The 26,100-nt window shown below is 60.7% G+C and carries 18 protein-coding genes; all 18 read left to right on the top strand.

From position 1 onward, the window contains the following. A partial coding sequence (locus AT959_RS21975) for a hypothetical protein (RefSeq protein ID WP_157651206.1) occupies positions 1-156 on the top strand: 156 nt, incomplete at its 5' end. 81 nt (positions 157-237) lie between these two features. Beyond that, entirely contained in the window at positions 238-765 is a 528-nt protein-coding gene (locus AT959_RS04175; RefSeq protein ID WP_066880941.1) for a shikimate kinase, read from the top strand. After that, entirely contained in the window at positions 765-1,862 is a 1,098-nt protein-coding gene (gene aroB / locus AT959_RS04170; protein WP_066880939.1) for a 3-dehydroquinate synthase, read from the top strand. Before AT959_RS04175 ends, aroB begins: the two co-directional genes overlap by 1 nt. Before the next feature lie 174 nt (positions 1,863-2,036). Next, complete coding sequence (gene gltB / locus AT959_RS04165; RefSeq protein ID WP_066880901.1) at positions 2,037-6,674, top strand: glutamate synthase large subunit; 4,638 nt, start codon at positions 2,037-2,039, stop codon at positions 6,672-6,674. After that, positions 6,674-8,140, top strand: coding sequence for a glutamate synthase subunit beta (locus AT959_RS04160; protein ID WP_066880899.1), 1,467 nt, complete (start codon positions 6,674-6,676; stop codon positions 8,138-8,140). Before gltB ends, AT959_RS04160 begins: the two co-directional genes overlap by 1 nt. Before the next feature lie 158 nt (positions 8,141-8,298). Beyond that, positions 8,299-10,389, top strand: coding sequence for an ornithine--oxo-acid transaminase (gene rocD, locus AT959_RS21970; RefSeq protein WP_066880937.1), 2,091 nt, complete (start codon positions 8,299-8,301; stop codon positions 10,387-10,389). Positions 10,390-10,466: 77 nt separating this feature from the next. Continuing rightward, positions 10,467-12,389, top strand: a complete 1,923-nt coding sequence (locus AT959_RS04150) for a PrkA family serine protein kinase (RefSeq protein ID WP_066880897.1) — start codon at positions 10,467-10,469, stop codon at positions 12,387-12,389. A gap of 50 nt (positions 12,390-12,439) precedes the next feature. Further along, positions 12,440-13,711 (top strand): YeaH/YhbH family protein, encoded by a 1,272-nt coding sequence (locus AT959_RS04145; RefSeq protein WP_066880895.1) that lies wholly within the window; start codon positions 12,440-12,442, stop codon positions 13,709-13,711. After that, positions 13,708-15,234 (top strand): SpoVR family protein, encoded by a 1,527-nt coding sequence (locus AT959_RS04140; protein ID WP_066880894.1) that lies wholly within the window; start codon positions 13,708-13,710, stop codon positions 15,232-15,234. The genes AT959_RS04145 and AT959_RS04140 overlap by 4 nt, the downstream gene beginning before the upstream one ends. Positions 15,235-15,310: 76 nt before the next feature. Beyond that, complete coding sequence (locus AT959_RS04135; protein WP_066880892.1) at positions 15,311-16,036, top strand: YEATS-associated helix-containing protein; 726 nt, start codon at positions 15,311-15,313, stop codon at positions 16,034-16,036. Between the two features lie 44 nt (positions 16,037-16,080). Beyond that, positions 16,081-17,439: a bifunctional UDP-N-acetylglucosamine diphosphorylase/glucosamine-1-phosphate N-acetyltransferase GlmU gene (glmU, locus tag AT959_RS04130; protein WP_066880890.1), complete on the top strand. Its 1,359-nt coding sequence runs from the start codon at positions 16,081-16,083 to the stop codon at positions 17,437-17,439. Further along, positions 17,439-17,744 (top strand): hypothetical protein, encoded by a 306-nt coding sequence (locus tag AT959_RS04125; RefSeq protein ID WP_066880888.1) that lies wholly within the window; start codon positions 17,439-17,441, stop codon positions 17,742-17,744. The genes glmU and AT959_RS04125 overlap by 1 nt, the downstream gene beginning before the upstream one ends. Positions 17,745-17,780: 36 nt before the next feature. Next, the gene (gene fusA, locus AT959_RS04120) at positions 17,781-19,832 is read left to right on the top strand and encodes an elongation factor G (RefSeq protein WP_066880886.1); all 2,052 of its coding nucleotides are present in this window, start codon (positions 17,781-17,783) and stop codon (positions 19,830-19,832) included. Between the two features lie 101 nt (positions 19,833-19,933). After that, positions 19,934-21,408 (top strand): IS1182 family transposase gene (locus AT959_RS04115; RefSeq protein ID WP_240481704.1). Its coding sequence is split into 2 segments (ribosomal slippage): positions 19,934-21,079 and positions 21,082-21,408, totalling 1,473 coding nucleotides; the frame shifts between segments, so codons are not numbered across the junction. 186 nt (positions 21,409-21,594) lie between these two features. After that, positions 21,595-22,686, top strand: coding sequence for an acyltransferase family protein (locus AT959_RS04105; protein ID WP_066880879.1), 1,092 nt, complete (start codon positions 21,595-21,597; stop codon positions 22,684-22,686). Between the two features lie 113 nt (positions 22,687-22,799). Then, positions 22,800-24,041 carry an NADP-dependent isocitrate dehydrogenase gene (gene icd / locus AT959_RS04100; RefSeq protein ID WP_066880876.1) on the top strand — a complete coding sequence of 414 codons (1,242 nt, stop codon included), beginning with the start codon at positions 22,800-22,802 and terminating at the stop codon, positions 24,039-24,041. A gap of 58 nt (positions 24,042-24,099) precedes the next feature. Then, positions 24,100-24,891 (top strand): glutamate racemase, encoded by a 792-nt coding sequence (murI, locus tag AT959_RS04095; protein WP_066880874.1) that lies wholly within the window; start codon positions 24,100-24,102, stop codon positions 24,889-24,891. Position 24,892: 1 nt separating this feature from the next. Then, a complete protein-coding gene (locus AT959_RS04090; RefSeq protein ID WP_066880872.1) occupies positions 24,893-26,092 on the top strand; it encodes a CaiB/BaiF CoA transferase family protein in 1,200 nt (399 codons plus the stop codon). Positions 26,093-26,100: the final 8 nt, after the last annotated feature.

The following is a 26,100-nucleotide window of genomic DNA, read 5'->3' as shown; positions in this document are numbered from 1 at the left end:
ACAGATACCAAGGCAACAACTGAAAAGGTTCCGTTTTTCGGTGATATACCATTTTTTGGATGGATGTTCAAAATAAAGAATGACATTGGAAGTCGACGGGAATTGCTCGTTTTTATTACGCCGAGAATAATCTCTGAAAAATTGCGTGTAGATTAAAAAATATGGGTAGCAACAACCAAGGGCCGGCGATGTCGGCCCTTTTTTTGTCAATTAATCAGAGTCGGATTGAGTCTTGGCGTGGATAATCGTCGAAATATTTATCTAGTAGGACTGATGGGGGCCGGGAAGACGACAGTGGGGCGTCAGTTGGCGCGTCGTTTGGGGCGAGTATTTTTCGACTCTGATCACGAGATCGTGGCGCGGACCGGGGTTGCCGTCCCGACAATTTTCGAAATCGAAGGTGAGGATGGTTTTCGTCGTCGTGAGGCGCAGACTATTGCTGAACTGACTGAGTTGGACGGCATTGTCATGGCTACTGGCGGAGGGGCGGTGCTCAATGCTGAGACCAGGAAACGCCTACATGAGTCGGGGTGGGTTGTTTACCTGAATGTGCCGCCTGCCTTGCTGTTCGAGCGTACCAAGCACGATAAGAACCGGCCGCTATTGCAGGTAGAGAATCCTTTGGCTCGGCTGGAGGAGTTGCATGCCAGTCGTGATCCCCTGTATCGTGAGGCGGCTCATTTGACAGTCGAAGGCGGCCATCTGGTGGCTGCTGGCATCGTCCAGTATCTGTTGCGGGAATATAGTCGTCTATACAAATCATGATTCAGACCTTGAACGTATCATTGGCAGAGCGCTCCTACCCGATTCATATCGGTTGCAGTTTGTTGGCCAATCCGGAGTTGCTGCTGCCATATCTGAAGCAGAAAAAAGCGGTGGTCGTCACCAACTCGACGGTGGCGCCGCTTTATCTCGATTTGCTGCGGTCCACGCTGGAAAAAATCGGTATTTCAGCAATTCCCGTTGTGCTGCCGGATGGTGAGCAATACAAAACCTGGGAGACGCTTAACTTGATCTTTGATGCGCTTCTCGGGGCGCATTGCGAGCGGAGTACCCCATTGCTAGCCTTGGGTGGCGGTGTCATCGGCGATATGGGCGGGTTTGCCGCATCGTGCTATCAGCGTGGCATGCCCTTCATTCAGGTACCAACGACTCTCCTCTCTCTGGTCGACTCTTCTGTCGGCGGAAAAACAGCAATCAATCATCCTCTGGGCAAGAATATGATCGGGGCGTTCTATCAGCCGCGTCTGGTTCTGGCGGACATATCAACTCTTGACACCCTGCCAGATCGCGAATTGAAAGCAGGCTTGGCCGAGGTGATCAAATATGGCCTGATTCGCGACCTTGAGTTTTTTTGCTGGCTGGAAGCAAATATCGAGAAACTGCTGGCGCGCGATAAAGAGGCATTGGCTTACGCGGTTCATCGTTCATGTACGAATAAGGCTGAGGTTGTGGCAGCCGACGAACGGGAGACGGGGGAGCGAGCCCTGCTGAATCTTGGTCACACTTTTGGCCATGCCATTGAAACAGGGATGGGCTATGGCGAATGGTTGCATGGCGAAGCGGTTTCGGCCGGCACGCTAATTGCTGCCGAACTTTCGTGTCGGATGGGCTGGCTGGCTGCCGGCGATGTGCTACGAATCGAGTCGCTCTTCCTCCGCGCCGGTTTGCCGGTGCATGGGGCGCCGCTTGGTGTTGAGCGGTATCTCGAATTGATGAGCCATGACAAGAAGGTTGAGGATGGTCGCCTGCGCCTTGTGCTACTTAAGCGAATTGGTGAGGCGGTGCTCTCAGACCAGGCGGGTGATGCGATGGTTCGACAGTCGATTGAAGTCAGATGCACCCAAACAGGGAGTGTCTGAGGCTTAGTTGAACGGGATTGGTGCGTCGCAGCATCTTGAATTGACAGGGGTTTGGCGGTATATTCTGCGGTCGCCCCGAAATTTCGTACAAGCCGGCTAGCTTTTCGGGAGGCCGGCTTTCTTTATCTTTGGTCCTTGATTTCATTGGCCGAGTCTTTTGAAGGAACTAGTGTGATGGAACCGGCAGTACCTGAGCGGCAGGGTTTGTACGACCCAGCCAACGAGCACGACGCTTGCGGCGTGGGCTTCGTTGCCCATTTCAAAGGCCAGAAAAGTCACAGCATCGTCGAACAGGGCTTGTTGATCCTGAAAAATCTGGATCACCGTGGCGCTGTTGGTGCTGACCCGCTGCAAGGCGATGGCGCCGGTATTCTGATCCAGATTCCGGATCAGTTCTATCGCGAAGAGATGGCCAAGCAAGGCGTTGAGTTGCCACCGCTTGGCGAGTACGGCGTCGGTATGGTGTTCCTGCCACAGGAAGCCGCCTCGCGTCACGCCTGTGTCGAAGAGATCGAGCGTTCAGTCAAGGCTGAAGGTCAGGTGATTCTCGGCTGGCGAGAAGTACCAGTTAATTCCGAAATGCCGATGTCGCCGACGGTCCGTGCCAAAGAGCCGGTCATTCGCCAGATCTTCGTTGGCCGCGGTCCGGATGTATTCGTCACCGATGCGCTTGAACGCAAGCTGTACATCATCCGCCGTCGTGCCGCCAATGCCATCAAGTCGCTGAAGCTTAAGCACGGTCAGGAATTCTACGTGCCGTCCTTCTCGGCGCGTACCGTCAACTACAAGGGCCTGCTGCTGGCTGATCAGGTCGGTGTGTACTACCTCGACCTGCAGGACAAGCGTACTGTCTCCGCGCTCGCCCTCGTGCACCAGCGCTTCTCGACCAATACCTTCCCGACCTGGGATCTGGCGCATCCGTTCCGCTACATCGCCCACAACGGTGAAATCAACACCGTGCGCGGCAACGTCAACTGGTTCAAGGCGCGCGAACAGGCGATCTCCTCGCCGATCCTCGGTGACGACCTGAAGAAGGTTTGGCCTCTGCATTACCCGGGTCAGTCCGACTCCGCCTCCTTCGACAATGCGCTCGAACTGCTCGTCATGGGTGGCGGTTACTCGCTGGCCCAGGCCGTCATGCTGATGATCCCGGAAGCCTGGGAAAAGCACACGACGATGGACGAAAACCGTCGCGCCTTCTACGAATACCATGCCGCGATGATGGAGCCGTGGGATGGCCCTGCCGCCGTGGCCTTTACCGACGGCCGCCAGATCGGTGCGACGCTCGACCGTAACGGTCTGCGTCCGGCCCGTTACCTAGTGACCGACGACGACCTCGTGGTCATGGCCTCCGAATCCGGCGTGTTGCCGATTCCGGAAAAGAAGATCGTCAAGAAATGGCGTCTGCAGCCGGGCAAGATGTTCCTGATCGACATGGAACAAGGCCGGATCATCGACGACCAGGAACTGAAAAACTCCCTGGCCAACGCCAAGCCGTATCGCGAGTGGATCGAAAAGATCCGCATCAAGCTCGACGAAGTGCCGGCGGCTGCCGAGCGGTGCGCCGAAGCAGGTGCCTCCTTGCTCGATCGCCAGCAGGCGTTTGGCTATACCCAGGAAGATATCAAGGTCATCCTCGAGCCGATGGTGCAGAACGGCGAAGAAGCGACCGGCTCGATGGGTACCGACTCCGCATTGCCGGTCTTGTCGAAGAAGAACAAGACGCTGTACACCTACTTCAAGCAGTTGTTTGCGCAGGTGACCAATCCGCCGATCGACCCGATCCGCGAAGAGCTGGTCATGTCGCTGGTTTCCTTCGTCGGCCCGAAGCCGAACCTGCTGAACACCACCGACATCAACCCGCCGATCCGTCTGGAAGTGTCGCAGCCGGTGCTGACCCGGACCGATATGGAGAAACTGCGCCATATCGAGAAGTACACCTCTGGCAAGTTCCGCTCCTTCGAACTGGACATCTGCTACCCGGTGGCCTGGGGCAAGGCCGGCGTCGAAGCGCGTCTGGCCTCGCTGGCCGCTGACGCCGAAGATGCCGTGCGTTCCGGTGCCAACATCCTGATCGTTTCCGACCGCAAGCTGGATAAGGATCATGTGGCGATTCCGGCGCTGCTGGCTACTTCCGCCATTCATCAGCATCTGGTCAAGAAGGGCCTGCGCACCAGCACCGGCCTGGTCGTCGAAACGGGTTCTGCCCGCGAAACGCACCACTTCGCCTTGCTGGGCGGTTACGGTGCCGAGGCGGTCCACCCCTATCTGGCCCTCGAAACCATCGAAGGCTTTGCCAAGGGTGATGCCGAGAAGGCCGAGAAGTACGTCAAGAACTTCGTCAAGGCAATCGGCAAGGGCTTGAACAAGGTCATGTCTAAAATGGGCATCTCGACCTACATGTCCTACACCGGCGCCCAGATCTTCGAAGCGATCGGCCTGCAGAAGGACTTTGTCGAGAAATACTTCACCGGCACGCCGTCCAATGTTGAAGGGATCGGTGTCTTCGAAGTGGCTGAGGAAGCCATTCGTCTGCACGAAGAAGCCTTCTCGGCCGACCCCGTGCTGACCAGCATGCTCGATGCCGGTGGCGAGTACGCCTACCGGACGCGTGGCGAAGAGCACATGTGGACGCCGGACTCGATCGCCAAGCTGCAACATGCGACGCGCTCGGGCAAGTCCGAGACCTACAAGGAATACGCCGCGCTGATCAACGATCAGACCAAGCGTCACCTGACCTTGCGCGGTCTGTTCGGTTTCAAGCCGCAAGGCGCGCCGATTCCGCTGGAAGAAGTCGAACCGGCCAAGGAAATCGTCAAGCGCTTCGCTACCGGCGCCATGTCGCTCGGTTCCATTTCGACCGAAGCGCACACCACGCTGGCGATCGCGATGAACCGCATCGGCGGCAAATCGAATACCGGTGAAGGTGGCGAGGATGCCAAGCGTTTCGCCCCGGTCAAGGGCGGTACCAAGCTGTCCGAGATCATCGGTGCCGGCCGCATCGAGCGTGATATCGAACTGAAGGATGGCGACTCGCTGCGCTCGGCGATCAAGCAGGTTGCTTCTGGCCGCTTTGGTGTGACCACCGAGTATCTGGTCAATGCCGACCAGATCCAGATCAAGATGGCGCAAGGCGCCAAGCCGGGTGAAGGCGGCCAGTTGCCGGGTCACAAGGTTTCCGAGTACATCGGCTTCCTGCGTCACTCTGTACCGGGCGTTGGCCTGATTTCGCCGCCGCCGCACCACGACATCTACTCGATCGAGGATCTGGCGCAGCTAATTCACGATCTGAAGAACGCCAACGACCGCGCTTCCATTTCCGTCAAGCTGGTCTCGGAAGTGGGCGTCGGTACCGTTGCCGCCGGTGTTGCCAAGGCCAAGGCCGATCACGTCGTGATCGCCGGTTTTGACGGTGGTACCGGTGCTTCGCCGCAGTCCTCGATCAAACACGCCGGCACGCCGTGGGAACTCGGCCTGGCCGAAACCCAGCAGACGCTGGTGCTGAACCGCTTGCGTTCGCGTATTCGCGTTCAGGTCGATGGTCAGTTGAAGACCGGTCGCGACGTCGTCGTTGGTGCCTTGCTCGGTGCCGACGAATTCGGCTTCGCCACGGCACCGCTGGTCGTCGAAGGCTGCATCATGATGCGCAAGTGCCATCTGAACACCTGCCCGGTCGGCGTTGCCACGCAGGACCCGGAACTGCGCAAGCGCTTTACCGGTCAGCCGGAACATGTCGTGAACTACTTCTTCTTCGTTGCCGATGAAGTTCGCGAGATCATGGCCGAGCTCGGCATCCGCAAGTTCGACGATCTGGTCGGCCGTGCCGACCTGCTCGACATGCGCGCCGGTATCGAACATTGGAAGGCCAAGGGTCTGGACTTCTCCAAGATCTTCTTCCAGCCGGCGGTGCCGGCCGAAGTGCCGCGCCGCCATACCGAAGCGCAGGATCATGGTCTGGAAAAGGCACTCGACCACAAGTTGATCGAGCAAGCCAAGCCGGCCCTCGAAAAGGGCCAGAAGGTCCAGATCGAGACCAAGATCATCAACGTCAACCGCACCTGCGGCACCATGCTGTCGGGCGAAGTCGCCCGTCGCTACGGCAATGCCGGTCTGCCGGACGACACCATCCACGTCAAGCTGACCGGTACCGCCGGTCAGGCCTTCGGTGCCTTCCTGGCCAAGGGTGTGACGCTGGAACTGACCGGCGAAGGTAACGACTACGTCGGCAAGGGCTTGTCGGGTGGTCGCATCATCATCAAGCCGAGCCCGGATTTCCGTGGCAACACGCAGGAAAACATCATCGTCGGCAATACCGTGATGTACGGTGCCACCGATGGTGAAGCCTTCCTGGCCGGTGTTGGCGGCGAGCGTTTCTGCGTTCGCAACTCCGGTGGTACGGCGGTTGTCGAAGGAGTCGGCGATCATGGCTGTGAATACATGACCGGTGGCACCGTGGTGGTGCTGGGCATGACCGGCCGTAACTTTGCCGCCGGCATGTCGGGCGGTATCGCCTACGTGCTGGACGAGGATGGCAGCTTCAAGCAACGCGCCAATCTGGCTCAGGTTGCCCTCGAAAAGGTGCTGCCGGCCAGCCGTCACGCCGCTGGCGAGCCGCTGCACCAAGGCCTGGCTGACGAGACGCAGCTCAAGGAGCTGATCATGCGTCACGCCGAGTTCACCGGCAGCGCAACCGCCAAGGCTATCCTGGCCAACTGGGATGCCTACCGCGAGAAGTTCGTCAAAGTTTATCCGCACGAGTACAAGCGGGCGCTCACCGAGATGGCCGCTGCTGCACAGAAGGAGGCCGCATAATGGGCAAGCCGACTGGATTCATGGAGTTCGAGCGTCTCAATGAGGCCTACGAGCCGGTTGAACAGCGTCTGAAGCACTACAAGGAATTCGTTCATACCCTGTCCGACGACGATGCCAAGGTTCAGGGCGCGCGTTGCATGGACTGCGGCATTCCGTTCTGCAACAACGGTTGCCCGGTGAACAACATCATTCCGGACTGGAATGATCTGGTTTACCGCGGCAACTGGAAGCAGGCGCTGGAAGTGCTGCATTCGACCAACAACTTCCCGGATTTCACCGGCCGTATCTGTCCGGCCCCCTGTGAGGCTGCCTGTACGCTGGGCATCAATGCAGCGCCGGTAGGCATCAAGTCGATCGAGCACTTCATCATCGACAAGGGCTGGGAATCGGGCTGGGTCGTGCCGCAGCCGCCGAAGACCAAGACTGGCAAGAAGGTTGCCGTGGTTGGTTCCGGCCCGGCCGGTCTGGCTGCTGCCCAGCAGCTGGCTCGCGTCGGCCACGCCGTGACCGTGTTCGAAAAGAGCGACCGCCTGGGTGGCCTGCTCGCCTATGGCATTCCCGACTTCAAGCTGGAAAAGACGGTGGTTGATCGCCGTGTTGCCCAGATGGAAGCCGAAGGCGTTACCTTCAAGACCAAGGTTGTGGTTGGCAGCAAGGAATTGCCGGCCGGTATCAACAACGATGCGACCGAAGTCGTTTCCGCCGCGCAGTTGGCCAAGGATTTCGATGCGGTGATTCTGGCGGCCGGTTCGGAAGTGCCGCGCGATCTGCCGGTGCCGGGCCGCGAGCTGAAGGGTATCTATGCCGCGCTGGAATTCCTGATTCCGCAGAACAAGGAAGTTCAGCAGGGCAAGGCCAACCCGATCAACGTCAAGGGCAAGCACGTCATCGTCATCGGTGGCGGCGATACCGGTTCCGACTGCGTCGGTACCTCGAACCGTCATGGTGCGGCTTCAGTCACCCAGTTCGAGTTGATGCCGATGCCGCCGGCCGAGGAAAACAAGGCGCTGACCTGGCCGTACTGGCCGTACAAGCTGCGCACTTCTTCCTCGCACAACGAAGGTTGCGAGCGCGATTTCGCCGTTGCCACCAAGAAGTTCATCGAGGATGGCAAAGGCAACGTCAAGGCATTGCAGGCTGTTCGCGTTGAATGGAAGGACGGCAAGATGAGCGAAGTCTCCGGTTCGGAATTCGAACTGCCGTGCGATGCCGCCTTCCTGGCCATGGGCTTCACCAATCCGGTGGGCAGCCTGCTCGAAGCCTTCGGCGTCGACAAGGACAACCGTGGTAATGCCAAGGCAACGACCGATGGCGAAGGCTGCTATGCAACCAACGTCGCCAAGGTTTTTGCTGCCGGTGACGTGCGTCGCGGCCAGTCGCTGGTGGTCTGGGCGATCCGCGAAGGTCGCCAGGCCGCTCGTGAAGTCGATCAGTTCCTGATGGGCAGCACTTCGCTGCCCCGCTAAGCCGTAAGCACCCCCAAAAGCCCCGCCGGTCGCAAGACCGGCGGGGCTTTTTTTTCATGGAATTTGCCAATGACGTTCAGGTTGAGCGAACCTGCGGCCGTCGCGGTAGTCCAATCGGCAACAGGCAGGATTTCTGGCAGGCAGAAAGGAGCCGCATCATGCGCCGACTCGTTTCCCTTAACCCGACGGTGCGTTGCATCGGGGTAGCCAGTTCATTGGGGGCGCCCGTTGCCGGCTGCGCGAGCGGCCCGGAAAGTCTGCGGCGGGCCGGTTTGCCTTCGGTCATCCGGCACAATGGCTTGGCTGCGCTGTGGCCGGAAATCCTGCTTCCAGAGCAGTCGACCGCAGGCATGGCTCTTTTGCTGCGCAAATTGGCCGATACGACGGCGGCCAGCATCGCGGCAGGCGAGCGGCCGCTGGTCATCGGTGGCGATCACAGCATGGCGGCCGGGACATGGCGCGGCATTGCCCGGGCCTTGGGCGAAGCGCCGGGCCTGCTCTGGATCGATGCCCATCTGGATGCCCATACGCCGGCCAGCAGTCCATCCGGCAACGCCCACGGGATGCCGCTGGCCGCCTTGTTCGGCGAGGGTGACCCGGCGCTGACCGATATTCCCGGACCAGCGCTCGATCCGGCGCGTACCGTGTTGCTCGGCATCCGCAGCTACGAAGCGGCAGAGCGCGAACGGCTCGATTGGCTCGGGATTCGGATATTCGAGATGGCCGAGATCAATGAACGCGGACTGCCCGAGGTTTTTGCCGAGGCACGGGCTATCGTCAGCGATGGCCCGTGGGGCATCAGTCTGGATCTCGATGCGCTTGACCCGGATGCTGCTCCCGGCGTTTCGACCCCGGTGGCCGGCGGCCTGGCCGTCGCGGATCTACGTCAGGCTTTGCGGGGCATCCTGCGTGAACGCGATTGTGTCGGTCTGGAAATTGCCGAGTACAACCCGCTGCTCGATCCGGACGGGCGCACCGCCAGGATTGTTCTCGATCTGCTGGATGCCGCCTCGGCCCCGGACGGCGCGACCCTGCGCCGCTGGGAGGCCGGCTTCGGGGCCCGGAACTACGCGCCCTTGCCGGTGGTCTTGCAGGAAGGGCGGGGCTGCTGGCTGACTGATGTCTATGGTCGCCGCTATCTCGACATGATGTCGGCCTATTCGGCAACCAGCTTCGGCCATGCCCATCCCCGGCTGCTGGCTGCGCTGACCAGACAGGCCTCGCGCTTGGCGGTCACCTCGCGGGCCTATTCCAACGACCGGCTGCCCTTGTTGTTGCGTCGCCTGGCCCTGCTCACCGGCTACGACCGCGTCTTGCCGGCCAACACCGGGCTGGAGGCGGTCGAAACCGCGCTCAAGGCGGTGCGCAAATGGGCTTACCGGATCAAGGGCGTGCCCGCCGATCAGGCCGAGATCATTGCCTGCGAGGGCAATTTTCATGGCCGTTCGATAGCCATCGTCGGGCTGTCGTCGGAAGCGCAGTATCGGGATGGCTTCGGTCCTTTCCCGGCCGGCTTGAAGCGCGTTCCCTATGGCGACCCGGCCGCCCTGGCTGCGGCCATCACGCCAAACACCGCCGCCTTCCTGGTCGAAGCGATTCAGGGCGAGGGCGGCATCATCGTGCCGCCGAGCGGCTATCTCGCCGCCTGTTGGGCGATCTGCAAGCGGCAAAACGTGCTGCTCATCGTCGACGAAATCCAGACCGGCCTCGGGCGCACCGGCAAGTTGCTGGCCTGCCAGCATGAGGCCGTGCGGCCGGACGGGGTGATTCTCGGCAAGGCGCTGGGTGGCGGCTTGCTGCCGGTCTCGGCTTTCCTGGCCGACGAGAATGTCATGCAGGTGTTTACGCCGGGCGATCACGGCTCGACTTTCGGTGGCAATCCGCTGGCCAGCAGCGTCGCGCTGGCGGCGCTCGATGTGCTCGAAGAAGAAGGCCTGATCGAAAATTCCGCCCGATTGGGCGAACTTTTGCTCGCCCAACTACACCAACTGGCAGAGCGTTCGCCGATCATTCGGGCGGTGCGCGGGCGCGGGTTGTTTGCCGGTATCGAGCTAGACCCGCAGCATGCCGATGCCCACGAGTTGGCGGTGGCACTGCTGGAACACGGCGTGTTGAGCAAGGATACGCACAGTACGGTGTTGCGCCTGGCCCCGCCGCTGGTCATCAGCGAAGAAGAGTTGCTCTGGGGAATGACCCGGATTGACGAAGTGTTGAACAACTTTAGCCGCCGCCCGCGTCTGGTGGCATAAACCAAACGGCCGGTCGAGCCGTTAAGAAGAAAAGGGAGTACCGCCTAGTAGTCGAAGCAAACCTCAAGGAGGCAGCCATGTCGATATTCGCCCGCTATCAGAGTCGCTATGAAGCGCTACAGGAAGAGGAGTTGTCGGTCCAGGAATACCTGGAAGTCTGCAAGAACGACAAGACGGCTTATGCCAGCGTCGCCGAGCGCATGCTGCTGGCCATTGGTGAGCCGGAACTGGTCGATACCCGCAGCGACCCGCGACTCTCCCGCATCTTTGCCAACAAGATGCTGCGGCTGTATCCGGCCTTCCGCGAGTTCTACGGCATGGAAGAGGTGATCGAGCACATCGTCTCCTACTTCCGGCACGCCGCGCAGGGCCTGGAAGAGAAGAAGCAGATCCTCTACCTGCTCGGCCCGGTCGGTGGCGGCAAGTCGTCGTTGGCCGAACGCCTGAAATACCTGATCGAGAAAGTGCCCTTCTATGCGATCAAGGGCTCGCCGGTTCACGAGTCGCCGCTCGGCCTTTTCAACCTGCATGAAGACGGGCCGATCCTCGAAGAGGATTACGGCATTCCGCGCCGTTATCTCGGCACCATCATGAGCCCTTGGGCGGTCAAGCGGCTGCGCGAATTCGGTGGCGACATCGCGCGCTTCCGGGTAGTCAAGCTGCACCCGTCGGTGCTGTCGCAGATTGCCGTGTCGAAGACCGAGCCAGGCGACGAGAACAACCAGGATATTTCCTCGCTGGTCGGCAAGATCGATATCCGCAAGCTGGAAACCTACTCGCAGAACGATCCCGATGCCTATTCCTACTCCGGCGGGCTGTGCCTGGCCAACCGCGGCGTGCTCGAATTCGTCGAAATGTTCAAGGCGCCGATCAAGGTCCTGCACCCGCTGCTGACCGCGACCCAGGAACAAAACTACAAGGGCACCGAAGGTTTCGGCGCCATCCCGTTCGACGGCATGGTGCTCGCCCACTCGAACGAGGCCGAGTGGCTGACTTTCAAGAACAACCGCAACAACGAGGCTTTCCTCGACCGCATCTACATCGTCAAGGTGCCGTACTGCCTGCGCGTCACCGACGAGATGCACATCTACGAAAAGCTGATGTTCAATTCGTCGCTCTCCAACTCGCCCTGCGCGCCCGACACTTTACGGATGATGGCCCAGTTCTCGGTGCTGTCGCGCCTCAAGGAGCCGGAAAACTCCAGCATCTACAGCAAGATGCGGGTCTATGACGGCGAAAACCTCAAGGATACCGACCCGAAGGCCAAGAGCTATCAGGAATACCGCGATTTCGCCGGGGTCGACGAGGGCATGAACGGCTTGTCCACCCGCTTCTCGTTCAAGATCCTGTCCAAGGTGTTCAACTTCGATCATCGCGAGGTGGCGGCCAACCCGGTGCACCTGATGTACGTGCTCGAACAGCAGATCGAGCAGGAACAGTTTCCGCCGGAAATCGAGGATCGTTACCTGCGCCACCTGAAGGAATTCCTCAGCCCGCGCTACGCCGAGTTCATCGGCAAGGAAATCCAAACCGCCTACCTGGAAAGCTATTCGGAGTATGGCCAGAATATTTTCGACCGCTACGTCACCTACGCCGATTTCTGGATCCAGGATCAGGAATTCCGCGATCCGAACACCGGCGAGATGCTCGATCGCAGCGCCCTGAACGATGAACTGGAAAAGATCGAAAAGCCGGCCGGCATAAGCAATCCGAAGGATTTCCGCAACGAGGTGGTGAACTTCGTGTTGCGGGCACGCGCCAAGCATGATGGCAAGAATCCGTCCTGGACGAGTTACGAGAAGCTGCGCGCGGTGATCGAGAAGAAGATGTTCTCCAATACCGAGGAACTGCTGCCGGTCATCTCGTTCAACACCAAGGCCAGTGCCGACGAGCAAAAGAAGCATCAGGACTTCGTCGACCGCATGATTACCAAGGGCTACACCGAAAAGCAGGTCCGCCTGCTCTGCGAATGGTATCTGCGGGTCCGCAAGTCATCTTGACAGGGTAGGGGGCGGAGAGCTTCTCTCTGCTTCCTCAAGGGAGCTTCAGCATGACGGTACGCATTGTCGACCGGCGGCAGGACAGCAGAAACAAGAGTTCCATCAACCGGAGCCGGTTCATCCGCCGCTTCAAGGGACAGATTCGCAAGGCGGTGGCCGACGCCATCACCAAACGCGGCATTCGCGATCTGGAGAATGGCGAGAAGATCGGCATCCCGAGCAAGGATATCTCCGAGCCGCAATTCCACCATGGCAAGGGGGGCGTGCGGGAATCGGTGCATCCGGGCAACGACCGCTTCCAGCAAGGCGACCAGATGGACCGGCCGCCGGCCGGCGGGCAAGGGCAGGGCAGCGGCCAGGCCAGTCCGGACGGCGAGGGGATCGACGACTTCGTCTTCACCCTGACCCGCGACGAATTTCTCGACATCTTCTTCGATGAACTGGCCCTGCCCAACCTGATCAAGCGGCAACTGGCGCGCATCGACGAATACAAGCGGGTGCGGGCCGGCTATACGCAGAGCGGCGTGCCGACCAACATCAATCTGGTGCGCACCATGCGCGGCGCCGCCGGGCGCCGGGTCGCCATCGGCGGGCCATACGCCGCCCGCTTGCGTGGCCTGCTCGCCGAGCTGGAGCAGGTGCTCGATGAAATGCCGGTCGACGAGGCAGAGGTTGAGCGCCTGCAGCGCGAAATCGCCTGCCTGCGGGCGCGCGCCGAGGCCATTCCCTTTATCGATCCGTTCGACCTGCGTTACAGTAATCGCATCCGCATCCCCGAACCGTCGACGCAGGCTGTGATGTTCTGTCTGATGGACGTTTCCGGTTCGATGGATGAAGCCAAGAAGCAGATGGCAAAGCGCTTCTTCATGCTGCTCTACCTTTTTCTCAATCGCAATTACGAGCACATCGAGGTTGTTTTTATCCGTCACCACACGGCGGCCGAAGAGGTCGACGAGGATGGCTTCTTCCACTCGCGCGAAACCGGCGGCACCATCGTTTCCAGCGCCCTGAAGCTGATGCAGCAGATCATCACCGAGCGCTATGCCAGCAGCACCTGGAACATCTACGGTGCCCAGGCTTCCGATGGCGACAACTGGAACGACGATTCGCCGCTCTGTCGCGAAATCCTGGCCGACTCGATCCTGCCCATGGTCCAGTACTTCGCCTATATCGAAATCACCGATGGCGAAGCGCAAAACCTCTGGCAGGAATACGAACAACTGGCCGTCACTCATGCCGGCGTTTTCGCGCTGCAGCGCATCGGCGCCGCCAGCGATATTTACCCGGTCTTCCGCGAATTGTTCAGAAAGCGTCTGGCATGACCAAAAAACGCTCCCGCCTGATTGCCGAAGGTTCGGACTGGACGCTGGAGTCGATTGCCCAGTACGACACCGAGATCGGCCGCCTCGCCCGCCAGTTCGGCCTCGATTGCTATCGTCACCAACTTGAGGTGATCACCGCCGAGCAGATGATGGATGCCTACGCAGCGATCGGCATGCCGGTCTATTACCACCACTGGTCCTTCGGTAAACACTTCCTGGAGACCGAAAACCGCTACAAGCGCGGGCAGATGGGGCTGGCCTACGAGATCGTCATCAACTCCGACCCCTGCATCGCCTACCTGATGGAGGAGAACACGCTGACCATGCAGGCGCTGGTCATTGCCCACGCCGCCTACGGCCACAACTCCTTCTTCAAGGGCAACCACATGTTCAAGCAATGGACCAGCGCCGACGCCATCGTCGACTACCTGGTCTTTGCCCGGAACTACATTGCCGAGTGCGAGGAGCGCCACGGCCTCGATGCCGTCGAGCAACTGATCGATGCCTGCCATGCCCTGTCCAATCTCGGCGTCGATCGCTACAAGCGCTCGCCGCCGCTGTCGCTGGAGAAGGAGAAATCGCGGCAGCGTGAACGCGAGGCCTACCTGCAGGCGCAGGTCAACGATCTGTGGCGGACGCTGCCGCGCCACGATGCGCCGTTTGCCGAGGCCGAGGAAAGGCGCTTCCCGGAGGAGCCGGAGGAAAACCTGCTCTATTTCGTCGAGAAGAACGCGCCGCTGCTCGAACCCTGGCAGCGTGAGATCGTTCGCATCATGCGCAAGATCGGCCAGTATTTCTATCCGCAGCGCCAGACCCAGGTCATGAACGAAGGCTGGGCCTGCTTCTGGCATTACACCCTGCTCAACACGCTGTACGACGAGGGGCGGGTGAACGACGGCTTCATGCTCGAATTCCTGCAGTCGCATACCAATGTCGTCTACCAGCCGCCCTACAGCAGCAAATGGTATTCCGGCATCAATCCCTACGCTCTCGGTTTTGCCATGTGGCAGGACATACGCCGCATCTGCGAGCGGCCGGACGATGAGGACCGCGAGTGGTTTCCCGATATCGCCGGCTCCAACTGGCGCGAAACCTTCGAATTCGCGATGCGCAACTTCAAGGACGAAAGCTTCATCGCCCAATACCTGTCTCCCCGGCTGATGCGCGAATTCCGGCTGTTTTCAGTGCTTGACGACGACAGCCAGGCCAAGCTGAAAGTCGATGCTATCCACAACGAACAAGGCTACCGTGCCTTGCGCCGGAATCTGGCCGAACAGTACAACCTGGGCAGCAGCGATCCGAACATCCAGGTCTGGAATGTAGACCTGCGCGGCGACCGTTCGCTGACCCTGCGCCATTTCGCCCACCAGCGTCGGCCGCTGTCCTCGGCCAGCCTGGTCGTTCTCGAACACCTGGCCACCCTGTGGGGCTTCACGGTCCGTCTCGAGCACCAGCAGGCCAACGGCGAATGGGCGCTGCTGGCCGAACGCAAGAGCGACCGGCGCAAGCAGGGCGGGGGCTGAATCAGGACATATTCCACCCGACTTCGACAGCCCGCGGCAATCGTGTGAGAATGGCGAAAAAACACGGGGGAACACAATGTCGGGCGAATTGCAAACAGCTTTTCAGGTCACCGCACCCAATAGCGGTATCGATACGCATATGCTGCTCATTCTGCTCATCATGCTGCTGGCCGGCATGCTGGGCGGCGCGGCCAACTACTTCCTGGCCGATCGCCAGGGCGAACCCGGGCGCCGGGACTGGATCAAGTATCCGGTTTTAGGGGTGGTGGCGGCGTTGACCGTACCGCTCTTCCTGAACATGATTTCCAGCACCCTGCTCGAAGGGGCGCGCACCAAACCCGTCGATTTCTACGCTTTCGCCGGCTTTTGCCTGATTTACGTGATCGCTTCGCGCCGCCTGCTCGAAAACGTCGCCCAGCGCCTGATGGGGCAACTCGATCAGGTCAAGCGCGAGGTCGGCCATCTCAAGCAGCGGCGGGACGAGCCGGTGATCGTGCCGGCCAAGGTCGAGAGCGAAAAGCCGGCCGAGCCGGAAGCGCGTGAAGTCCTCTCCTACAACGATGTCGAGATCCTGCGCGCGCTGGCCGAAGAGAGCTTTGTCTATGGCAATCTTGCCGCGATTTGCGAACGGACCGGCCTGGCCCGCGATTTCGTCAGCCATCGCCTGACGGTGATGAAATCGATGGGCGTCATCGAAACCCGCATCAATGACAAGAACGTTCTGCACTGGGGGGTTTCGGGGCGCGGCAAGGCCGTGCTCGGCGAAATCATGGCCGGTCAGGACGACAAGAAATCCGCATGAACCCGGCCGGCCCCGGGCCGGCCCCAGACTGAAACCCAGAAACCATGAATATCGTCATTCTCGCTGCTGGCCAAGGCAAGCGCATGCATTCCAATCTGCCAAAGGTGCTGCATCCGGTTGCCGGCAAGGCGCTGGCCCAGCACGTCATCGATACCGCGCGCACGCTGGCGCCGGAAAAGCTGATTGTTGTCTACGGCCATGGCGGTGACACCGTCCGCGCCACGCTGGCCGCCGCCGATGTCGCCTGGGCCGAGCAGGCGCAGCAACTGGGCACCGGCCACGCCGTCGCTCAGGCACTGCCCGAACTGGGGGCGGCGGCACAGACCCTGGTCCTCTACGGCGATGTGCCGCTGACCACGGCGGCGACCCTGAAGCGCCTGCTCCAAGCCGGCAAGGATGGCCTGTCCATCCTCACTGTCGATCTCGCCAATCCGTCCGGCTACGGCCGCATCGTGCGCGATGCCGCTGGCAGCGTGCAGTGCATCGTCGAGGAAAAGGATGCGACGGCCGAGCAAAAGGGTATCCGCGAAGTCAATACCGGCATCATGGCGATCCCGACCGCTCGCCTCGCCGAGTGGCTGGGCAAGCTGAAGAATGACAACGCCCAGGGCGAGTATTACCTGACCGACATCGTCGCTCTCGCCGTCGCCGAAGGCCTGCCGGTGCGCACCGCGCAGCCGGAAGGCGAATGGGAAGTGCTCGGCGTCAACAGCAAAGTCCAACTGGCCGAACTGGAGCGCCAGCACCAGCGCAACATCGCCGACCAGTTGCTGGTCGCCGGTGTCCGGCTGGCTGATCCAGCGCGCATCGATATCCGTGGCGAATTGACCTACGGCCGGGACGTTGCCATCGACGTCGGCTGCGTTTTCGAAGGCAAGGTCGAACTGGCTGATGCGGTCGAGGTCGGTCCGTATTGCGTGCTGAAGAACGTCAAGGTCGGCGCCGGTACGCGGATCGCCGCCTTCTGCCATTTCGAGGATGCGGTGATCGGCCCGGATGGCGTGCTCGGCCCCTACGCCCGGCTGCGTCCGGGGACCGAGCTCGGTCCGGAAGTACATATTGGCAACTTCGTCGAGGTCAAGAAGAGCACCATCGGCGCCCAGTCCAAGGCCAATCACCTGGCCTACATTGGCGATGCCGAGATCGGCCAGCGCGTCAATGTCGGGGCCGGCACCATCACCTGCAACTACGACGGCGCCAACAAGTTCAAGACCATCATCGAGGACGATGTCTTCATCGGCTCCGATACCCAGTTGGTGGCGCCGGTCACCGTCGGTCGCGGGGCTACGCTGGGGGCCGGGACGACGCTGACCAAAAATGCCCCGCCCGACGCCTTGACCGTGTCGCGTGCCAAGCAGATCACCTTGACCGGCTGGGAACGGCCGCAGAAGGTCAAGAAATAATGGATGCCGGATTCACCGCCTTCGTCTTTCTGATCGCCATCCTGGTCGCGGTCGGCGGTTCGCTGCTGCTGGTCGGTTACGTCGGCACCTTGCCGGCTTCCTTTACTTTCGGCTGGCGCAACTGGCTGCCGACCCTGCTGCTGCCGGTGGTCGGTCCGCTCTGGTTTGCCTGGCGGCACTGGAAGGATTTCTCGCGCCCGGGCAAGCAGCTGTTCGTCGGTCTGGCGTTGATCCTGCTCGCCATTCTGATCCTCTACAAAGGCGGTCCGTACATCGTCAACCGCATGGCGGCAGGCGTAATATGATTTAGCGGTAAACCCAATAAGTTCAGGGAGAACAAGATGTCCAAGTACAGCACCGAAACTCTTCGTTCCATCGCGCTGGTTGGTCACGGCGCCGCAGGCAAGACGACTCTGGCCGAAGCCCTGTTGTTCGCGACTGGCGTCATTACGGCCAAAGGCAGTGTCGAAAAAGGCAGCACCGTTTGCGATTTCGATAGCCAGGAAAAGGAAGCCGGCCACTCCCTGAACTCGGCCATCGTCAATTTTGGCTACGAAAACACCCATATTCACCTGATCGACACCCCGGGCTACCCGGATTTCGCCGGCCCGTCGATCGCCGCACTGGCCGGGGTCGATACCGCACTGGTTGTCGTCAACGCGCAGACCGGCGTCGAACTGATGACCGAGCGCATGATGCGCCACGCCGCCGAGCGCAAGCTTTGCCGGATGATCGTCATCAACAAGATCGATGCCGACAACCTCGATTTGCCGAGTCTGGTCGCCGATATCCGCGAGCGCTTTGGCAAACAGTGCATGCTGCTCGACCTACCGGCCCATGGCGCGGCGGAAGTTGTCCAAGTGCTTGAGCAGGCCTCTGGCGATGCTGACTTCGAGTCGGTCGCCGCCGCCCATCGCGCCCTGATCGACCAGATCGTCGAGGAAGACGAAGACCTGCTGGCGCAATATCTCGAAGACGGTGCCGATCCGAGTGTCGCCGATCTGCATGCGCCGTTCGAAAAGGCGCTGCGCGCCGGCAATTTGATACCCATCCTGTTCGTCTCGGCCAAGACCGGCGCCGGCATCAAGGAACTGCTGCATGTGCTGGCCTCGCTGGCACCCAACCCGGCCGAAGGCAACCCGCCGTCTTTCTACAAGGGCGAACCGGGCGGCGAAACTACCGCCTTCCAGGCCGAGCCGGTGGCCGACCAGCATGTGCTGGCCCACGTCTTCAAGGTGGTGGCCGACCCCTATATGGGTAAGATCGGCATCTTCCGCGTTCATCAGGGGACGCTGAAAAAGGACATGCAACTGTTCGTCGGCGACGGCAAGCGGCCGTTCAAGGTCGCCCATCTCTACCAGTTGCAGGGCAAGGACAGCGTCGAGGTCGACGAACTGCTGCCGGGTGATATCGGCGCCATCGCCAAGGTCGATGAAATCGACTTTGACTGTGTGCTGCACGACTCGCACGACGAAGATCATATCCACCTGGTACCGCTCGAATTTCCGCAGCCGATGGCCGGTCTGGCCGTCGAAACCCGCAAGAAGGGCGACGAGCAGCGGCTGTTCGATATTCTCGGCAAGCTGGCGATGGAAGATCCGACTTTCGTCGTCGAGCGCCATCCGAGCAGCAATGAAACGGTGATCCGCGGCCTCGGCGAAATCCATCTGAAGGCCAAGCTGGAAAAGATGGCCAGCCAGTACAAGCTGGAAGTCGATACCAAGCCGCCGCGCATTCCCTACCGCGAAACGATTACCGGCCCGGCCGAGGGCATGCATCGCCACAAGAAACAGAGCGGCGGTGCCGGCCAGTTTGGCGAAGTGCATCTGCGCATCGAGCCGAAGGAGCGCGGCGAGGGCTTCGAGTTCGTCGATGCCGTCAAGGGCGGCGTCATTCCCGGTGTCTTCATGGCGGCGGTCGAGAAGGGCATCCGGCAGGGGCTGGAAGGCGGCGTGGTTGCCGGTTATGCGGTCGACGACCTGAAAGTGACGGTTTTCGACGGCAAGACCCATGCCGTCGATGGCAAGGAAGTCGCCTTCGTGACGGCCGGCCGCAAGGCGGTCATCGAGGCGATCCGCGCGGCCCGGCCGATCGTGCTGGAGCCGATCGTCAATATCGAGATCGTCGTCCCGGAAACGGCGATCGGCGATCTGAGCGGCGATCTGTCCGGCCGCCGCGGCCACATCACCGGGACCGATGGCCGTGGCCACGGCATGGCGGCGATCAGTGGCGAAGTGCCGCTCGCCGAACTGAACGACTACCAGTCCCGCCTGAAGTCACTGACCGGCGGCCAGGGCAGCTATACCATCGAGTTCGCCCGTTACGCCGCAGTGCCGCCAACCATCCAGCAGCAACTGGCCAGCAAGTTCCAGTTGCACGACGAAGACGAATAAGGCAAAGGTGTTCGAGAGAAAAGGGGGCTGATTTTCAGCCCCCTCAGATTGCTGACAAAGCCTCCAATCGTTTGGGGGCTTTGTTTTTTTATAATGTTGGCATGCTCAAGCCTGCCTCCCCTGCCCAGACGGAACTGGAGATGGTGACGTTGGAGCAACTGGTCCCGAAAGACCACTTGCTCCGACTGCTCGACCAGCACATCCGGTTTGATTTCATCCGCGAAGCGACCCAGCACCTTTACTGCGAGAACAATGGCCGACCGGCCGTTGATCCGGTGGTGTTGTTCAAAATGCTATTCATCGGCTATCTGTTCGGGATTCGCTCCGAGCGGCGACTGGTCAAGGAAATCGAAGTCAATGTTGCCTACCGCTGGTTTCTCGGCTTTCGCCTGACGGACAAGGTCCCGGATGCCTCAACGCTGTCGCAGAACCGTCGTCGCCGGTTTGTCGGCACGGACATCGAGCAACGCATCTTCGACGGTATTGTCGAGCAAGCCATCGAGCACAAGCTGATTGGTGGGCGTGTGCTCTACACCGACAGCACCCACCTGAAGGCCAACGCCAACAAACGGCACTTTGAAATCCATCAGCTTGAACAAACCCCGGCGGCCTACCTGGCCGAACTCGATGCGGCGATCGAGGCTGATCGGGTCGCTGCCGGCAAGAAGCCGCTCAAGCGCGATGACGATGACTCGGCCCCGCCGACCAAGGAAATTAAGGTCAGTACGGTCGATCCCGACGCAGGCTTCATGGCCCGCGACAACAAGCCGACCGGCTTCTTCTATCTGGATCACCGCACCGTCGATGGCGTGCATGCCCTGATCGTCGATACCCATGTCACGCCGGGCAATGTCCACGACAGCCAACCGTACCTTGCCCGCCTGGATCGGGCCAAGGAACGCTTTGAGTTGGCTGTGGGTGCCGTCGGTCTGGATGCCGGGTATTTCACTCCCCAAGTCTGCAAGGGCATCCTTGACCGGGAACTGTTCGGGGTGATGGGCTACAAGCGACCGAGCCACCGCGATGGCTATTTCTACAAGCGGGACTATCTCTACGATGCGGTACAGGATTGCTACCGCTGCCCGACCGGTGAAGTCCTGCCGTACCGGACGACCAACCGGCTGGGCTATCGGGAATATGCCTCAAATCCCAAACATTGCGCCGATTGTGCCCAACGAGCGCAATGTACGCAGAGCAGGAGTCACCAGAAGCTCGTCACCCGGCATCTCTGGGAAGCGTGCAAGGAAGCGCGATCAACGCCAATCGCCTGACCGACCTGGGCAAACGGCTGTACGCCCGACGCAAGGAAACCGTGGAGCGCAGCTTTGCCGATGCCAAGGAGTTGCACGGCCACCGTTACGCCCGTTTCCGGGGGCTGGCCAAGGTGCAGGCGCAGTGCCTGCTCTCGGCTGCCTGTCAGAACATGAAGAAGATGGCCCTGTTGCTGGCCAGGAAGGCCGCCGCCTTACTGCTCAAAATCCTTGCCCGAACCCAGTTTTCCGCCCAATCCGCCCGCTATCGCTGGCAGGTCGGGTTTCTCCAGGCAAACTTCACAATCCGCCTCGTTTCGTCTTGAATCCGGAAATCAGCCTGATTTCCAAACAGAAAAACAAAACCCCCGAAAAATCGGGGGTTCGTCAGCAGTCTGAGGAGGTCTTCGGACCTCCTTTTTTTATGGTGAGTGGCCCGATAAGCCGATCGACGCCGCAATGGCGGGGTGGATATGCGAAAATGGCGGGTTTTGTTCGCTGGCTTCCCTGTCATGGCTTCTGCTGTTCGGCCTTCATTTATTCTGGCATTGCGCGCCTTTGCGGCACTGACCATCGTCTGGCATCACTTTGCCCTTTATGCCCCGTTGACCGACTGGGCGGCACCGCTTTTGGGTGGTTTCCTGGCTTGGCTGGCTCAATATGCCCGTGCAACACAAGTGTTCTTTGTGGTCAGCGGCTTTGTCGCTGCCCAGACAATCGGTACCCGGGTCTGGAGCGTTAATCAGCTAGGACGTTTTGCGATCCAGCGTTATTGCCGCCTGGGGCTGCCTTACCTGGCGATTGTCGTAGCCATCCTGCCTATTTACGAATTCGCCCGCGGCTGGGTGCCTGATGACGTGCTGGGGCAGCCGGTCTCGCTGGCCCAATTCCTGGCCCATCTGTTTTTTCTGCAGGATATTCTGGGCTACGAGGCCCTGTCGGCCGGCTTGTGGTTTGTTTGCATCAACTTCCAGCTTGGGTTTGGTTACGCCTTCGGGATGGTCCTGCAGCAGCGTTTCGGCCGAGGGAAGGAAGGCATCTTTACGCTGCTCGGCTGGGGCAGTTCGATCTACTCGCTGTTCCACTTCAATCTTGATCCGGGCGGAGAATGCTGGGCGATGTATTTCTTCCCCTATTTTTTCATGGGCGTCCTTGTACATAAGGCACTGGTACGCCGTTCGCCGATCGAGTTTGTTGCCTTTCTGGGCTTGATGGTCCTGGCCATCCTTTACGAATGGCGCTGGCGGCTGGTTATCGCGATGCTGTTCGGGATGATGCTGTTTGTTGCCGAACGTTCCGGCTTGGGCCAACGCTGGCCGCGCAGCCGGCTGATTGCGGCACTTGGCAAGATATCGTTCAGCCTGTTTTTGGTCCATTTCCCTGTTCTGGTGCTGGTTGGCGCGCTATGGGCGCGCATGGAATGGAACTCGCCAGAGGCCGCCGTGCTCGGGTTGCTGTTTGCATTTCTGCTTAGCCTGGCGAGTGCCTGGGCATTCCACCGCTGGGTGGAAACGCCATCCGCCTTGCTGTCGAAGCGCTTTCGTGCACCTGATCCGGTGGATGGCCAGGATGTTGCTGGGCGGCGGCTGCTTTTGGAGCGCTGACATCAGCGCTGATTTTGTTCCATAATTGGCGCTGGTTGCCCGTTGGAGGAGAGGCGGCTTCCCGAGAGTTCGCGACCGCTCGAGGCAACCCAATAACAACGCTAGGAGTGACTATGGCATCTCACATCAAGGTTCCGCCAGGTGGTCAGAAAATCGTTCCGGGCCAGGCGATTCCGGACAATCCGATCATTCCGTTCATCGAAGGCGACGGTATTGGCATCGACATCACCCCGGTCATGATCAAGGTGATCGATGCTGCGGTCGACAAGGCCTACGGCGGCAAAAAGAAGATCCACTGGATGGAGGTCTATGCCGGTGAGAAATCCACCCGCCTCTACGGCCCGGACGAGTGGTTCCCGAAGGAAACCTTCGATGCGCTGAAGGAATACTCGGTCTCCATCAAGGGGCCGATGACGACCCCGGTCGGCGGCGGTATCCGCTCGCTGAATGTCGCCCTGCGCCAGGAACTCGATCTTTACCAGTGCGTCCGTCCGGTGCAGTACTTCAAGGGCGTGCCGTCGCCGCTGAAGCATCCGGAACTGACCAACATGGTCATCTTCCGCGAGAACACCGAAGACATCTATGCCGGTATCGAATGGGCGGCCGAATCCGAAGGTGCGAAGAAAGTCATCGCGTTTCTGCAGCAGGAAATGGGTGTCAACAAGATCCGTTTTCCGCTGACTTCCGGCATCGGCATCAAGCCGATCTCCATCGAAGGTACGACCCGCCTGGTCCGTGCCGCGCTCAAGTACGTCATCGCCAACGACCGCAAGTCGCTGACTATCGTGCACAAGGGCAACATCATGAAGTTCACCGAAGGGCTGTTCCGCGACATCGCCTACAAGGTCGCTCAGGAAGAGTTCGGTGCCCAGTTGATCGACGGTGGCCCGTGGTGTCATTTCACCAACCCGAACACCGGCCGCGAAGTCACCGTCAAGGACTCCATTGCTGATGCCTTCCTGCAGCAGATCCTGTTGCGACCGGCCGAGTACGACACCATTGTCACCACCAACCTGAACGGCGACTACATTTCCGACGCGCTGGCCGCTCAGGTGGGCGGCATCGGTATCGCGCCGGGCGCCAACATCTCCGATAACTATGCCTGTTTCGAGGCGACGCACGGCACGGCGCCGAAGTATGCCGGGCTGGACAAGGTCAATCCGGGCTCGCTGATCCTTTCCGCCGAAATGATGCTGCGCCATCTCGGCTGGATCGAAGCGGCCAATCTGGTCATCAAGGCCATGGAGGCGGCCATTGGCGACAAACAGGTGACCTATGACTTCGCCCGCCTGATGGATGGGGCCGAAGAGTTGTCCTGCTCGGCCTTTGGCGACGCGATGATCGCCCGCATGTAATTCGGGCGCGATTGTGGTTGAATAAAGCCCCCGCCAGGGGGCTTCTTCTTTTCCGGGCATGCCATTGAACAACCAACCCATTGCCGTTTTCGACTCCGGCCTCGGCGGCCTGACTGTGTTGCGCGCCCTGCGGGACCGTCTGCCGCAGGAAGATTTCTTCTATTTTGCCGATACCCGCTTTTTGCCCTACGGCGACCGCCCGGAGACTTTCCTCAAGGAGCGCGGCGTCCTGATCGCCGAGGCACTCGCCCGGCGCGGCGCCAAGGCGCTGGTCATCGCCTGCAACACGGCGACGGCAGCGGCGGCAGAGGCTATCCGGGCGGCCAGCAGCTTGCCCATCGTCGCCCTGGAGCCCGGCGTCAAGCCGGCCGCCAGCCTGACCCGGAGCGGTGTGATCGGCGTCCTGGCGACGACCCGGACCTTGCAGAGCGAACGTTTCCAGCGCCTGGTCGGCAATCACGCCAATCATCTGCGTGTCGTCGCACAGGCCTGCCCGGGCTTGGCCGAGACGATCGAGGAGCAGGGGCCGCACAGTGCGCAGGTCCTGGCCCTGCTCGATGGTTTTGTCGCGCCACTGGCAGCAGCCGGGGCCGATGTCGTGGTGCTCGGTTGCACGCATTACCCGTGGGTGGCCGAGGCGATTGCGGCCCGGATGCCGGCCGGCGTCAGCCTGCTCGATACCGGCGAGCCGGTGGCCCGCCAACTCGAACGTTTGCTGGGGGTGCAGAATCTGCTCGGCGGCGGCCATGGCCATTTGCGCATTGCGACCAGCGGCGCCCCGGCCCGGGTGATTGCTACGGTCGACCGCCTGTGGGGGCAAAAAATGCCGGTTGAACACTGGGAACCCTGAGATGAGCGAAATACAAAAGCCGCTGGCCGGCCTGAAAGTGGTGGAACTGGGGACGCTGATCGCCGGTCCGTTCTGCACCCGCATCATGGCGGAATTCGGGGCCGAGGTGATCAAGGTCGAGGCGCCCGATGGCGGCGATCCGCTGCGTAAATGGCGCAAGCTGTACGAAGGCACCTCGTTGTGGTGGTACGTCCAGGCGCGCAACAAGAAGTCGGTGACCGCCAACCTAAAGCACCCGGAAGGCCGCGAGTTCGTCCGCAAGCTGATCGCCGAGGCCGATATCCTGGTCGAGAATTTCCGCCCCGGCGTGCTGGAAAAACTCGGCCTGGGCTGGGAGGTATTGAAGGAAGCCAATCCCGGCCTGGTCATGGTCCGTCTTTCCGGCTTTGGGCAGACCGGGCCGTACAAGGATCAGCCAGGCTTTGGCGCGGTCGGCGAGTCGATGGGCGGTTTGCGCTACATCACCGGCTTTCCGGATCGGCCGCCGGTCCGTACCGGCATTTCCATCGGTGATTCGATTGCCGCGCTGTGGGGCGCCATCGGTGCGCTGATGGCCCTGCGCCACAAGGAAGTCAATGGTGGGGCCGGGCAGGTGGTCGATGTTGCGCTCTACGAAGCGGTCTTCGCGATGATGGAATCGCTGGTGCCGGAATTCGATGTCTTCGGCTTCGTTCGCGAGCGGACCGGCAACATCATGCCGGGCATTACCCCGTCCAATACCCATACGACGCGCGATGGCAAGCACGTCACCATCGGTGCCAATGGCGACGCCATCTTCAAGCGCCTGATGCACGCCATGGAGCGCCGCGATCTGGCCGATGATCCCGGCCTGGCCGACAACGCTGGGCGCGATGCCCGTCGCGACGAGATTTATGCCCTGATCGACACCTGGTGCGGCGCGCGCGATGAGGCCGAGGTGCTGGCCATCCTGGCCGCGGCAGAAGTGCCATCGTCACGCGTCTATGCGGCGGTCGACATGTTTTCCGACCCCCAATTCATTGCTCGGCAAATGCTGGAGACGGCAAAGCTGCCCGATGGGCGGTCGTTCCGCATTCCCGGCATCGTGCCCAAGCTGTCGGCGACGCCGGGCAGTACCGAATGGCTCGGCCCCGAACTGGGGGCGCATACCGAGGAGGTCTTGTCGGCGTTGGGCTATTCGCCGGCGCAAATTGCTGCCCTGAAAGAAAACGGGGCGGTTTGAGGCCGCCC

The sequence above is a fragment of the Dechloromonas denitrificans genome (genome assembly GCF_001551835.1).
Lineage (GTDB): Bacteria > Pseudomonadota > Gammaproteobacteria > Burkholderiales > Rhodocyclaceae > Azonexus > Azonexus denitrificans.
Note: the sequence above shows the minus strand (reverse complement) of the source record. Positions and strands in the feature narration are given on the sequence as shown.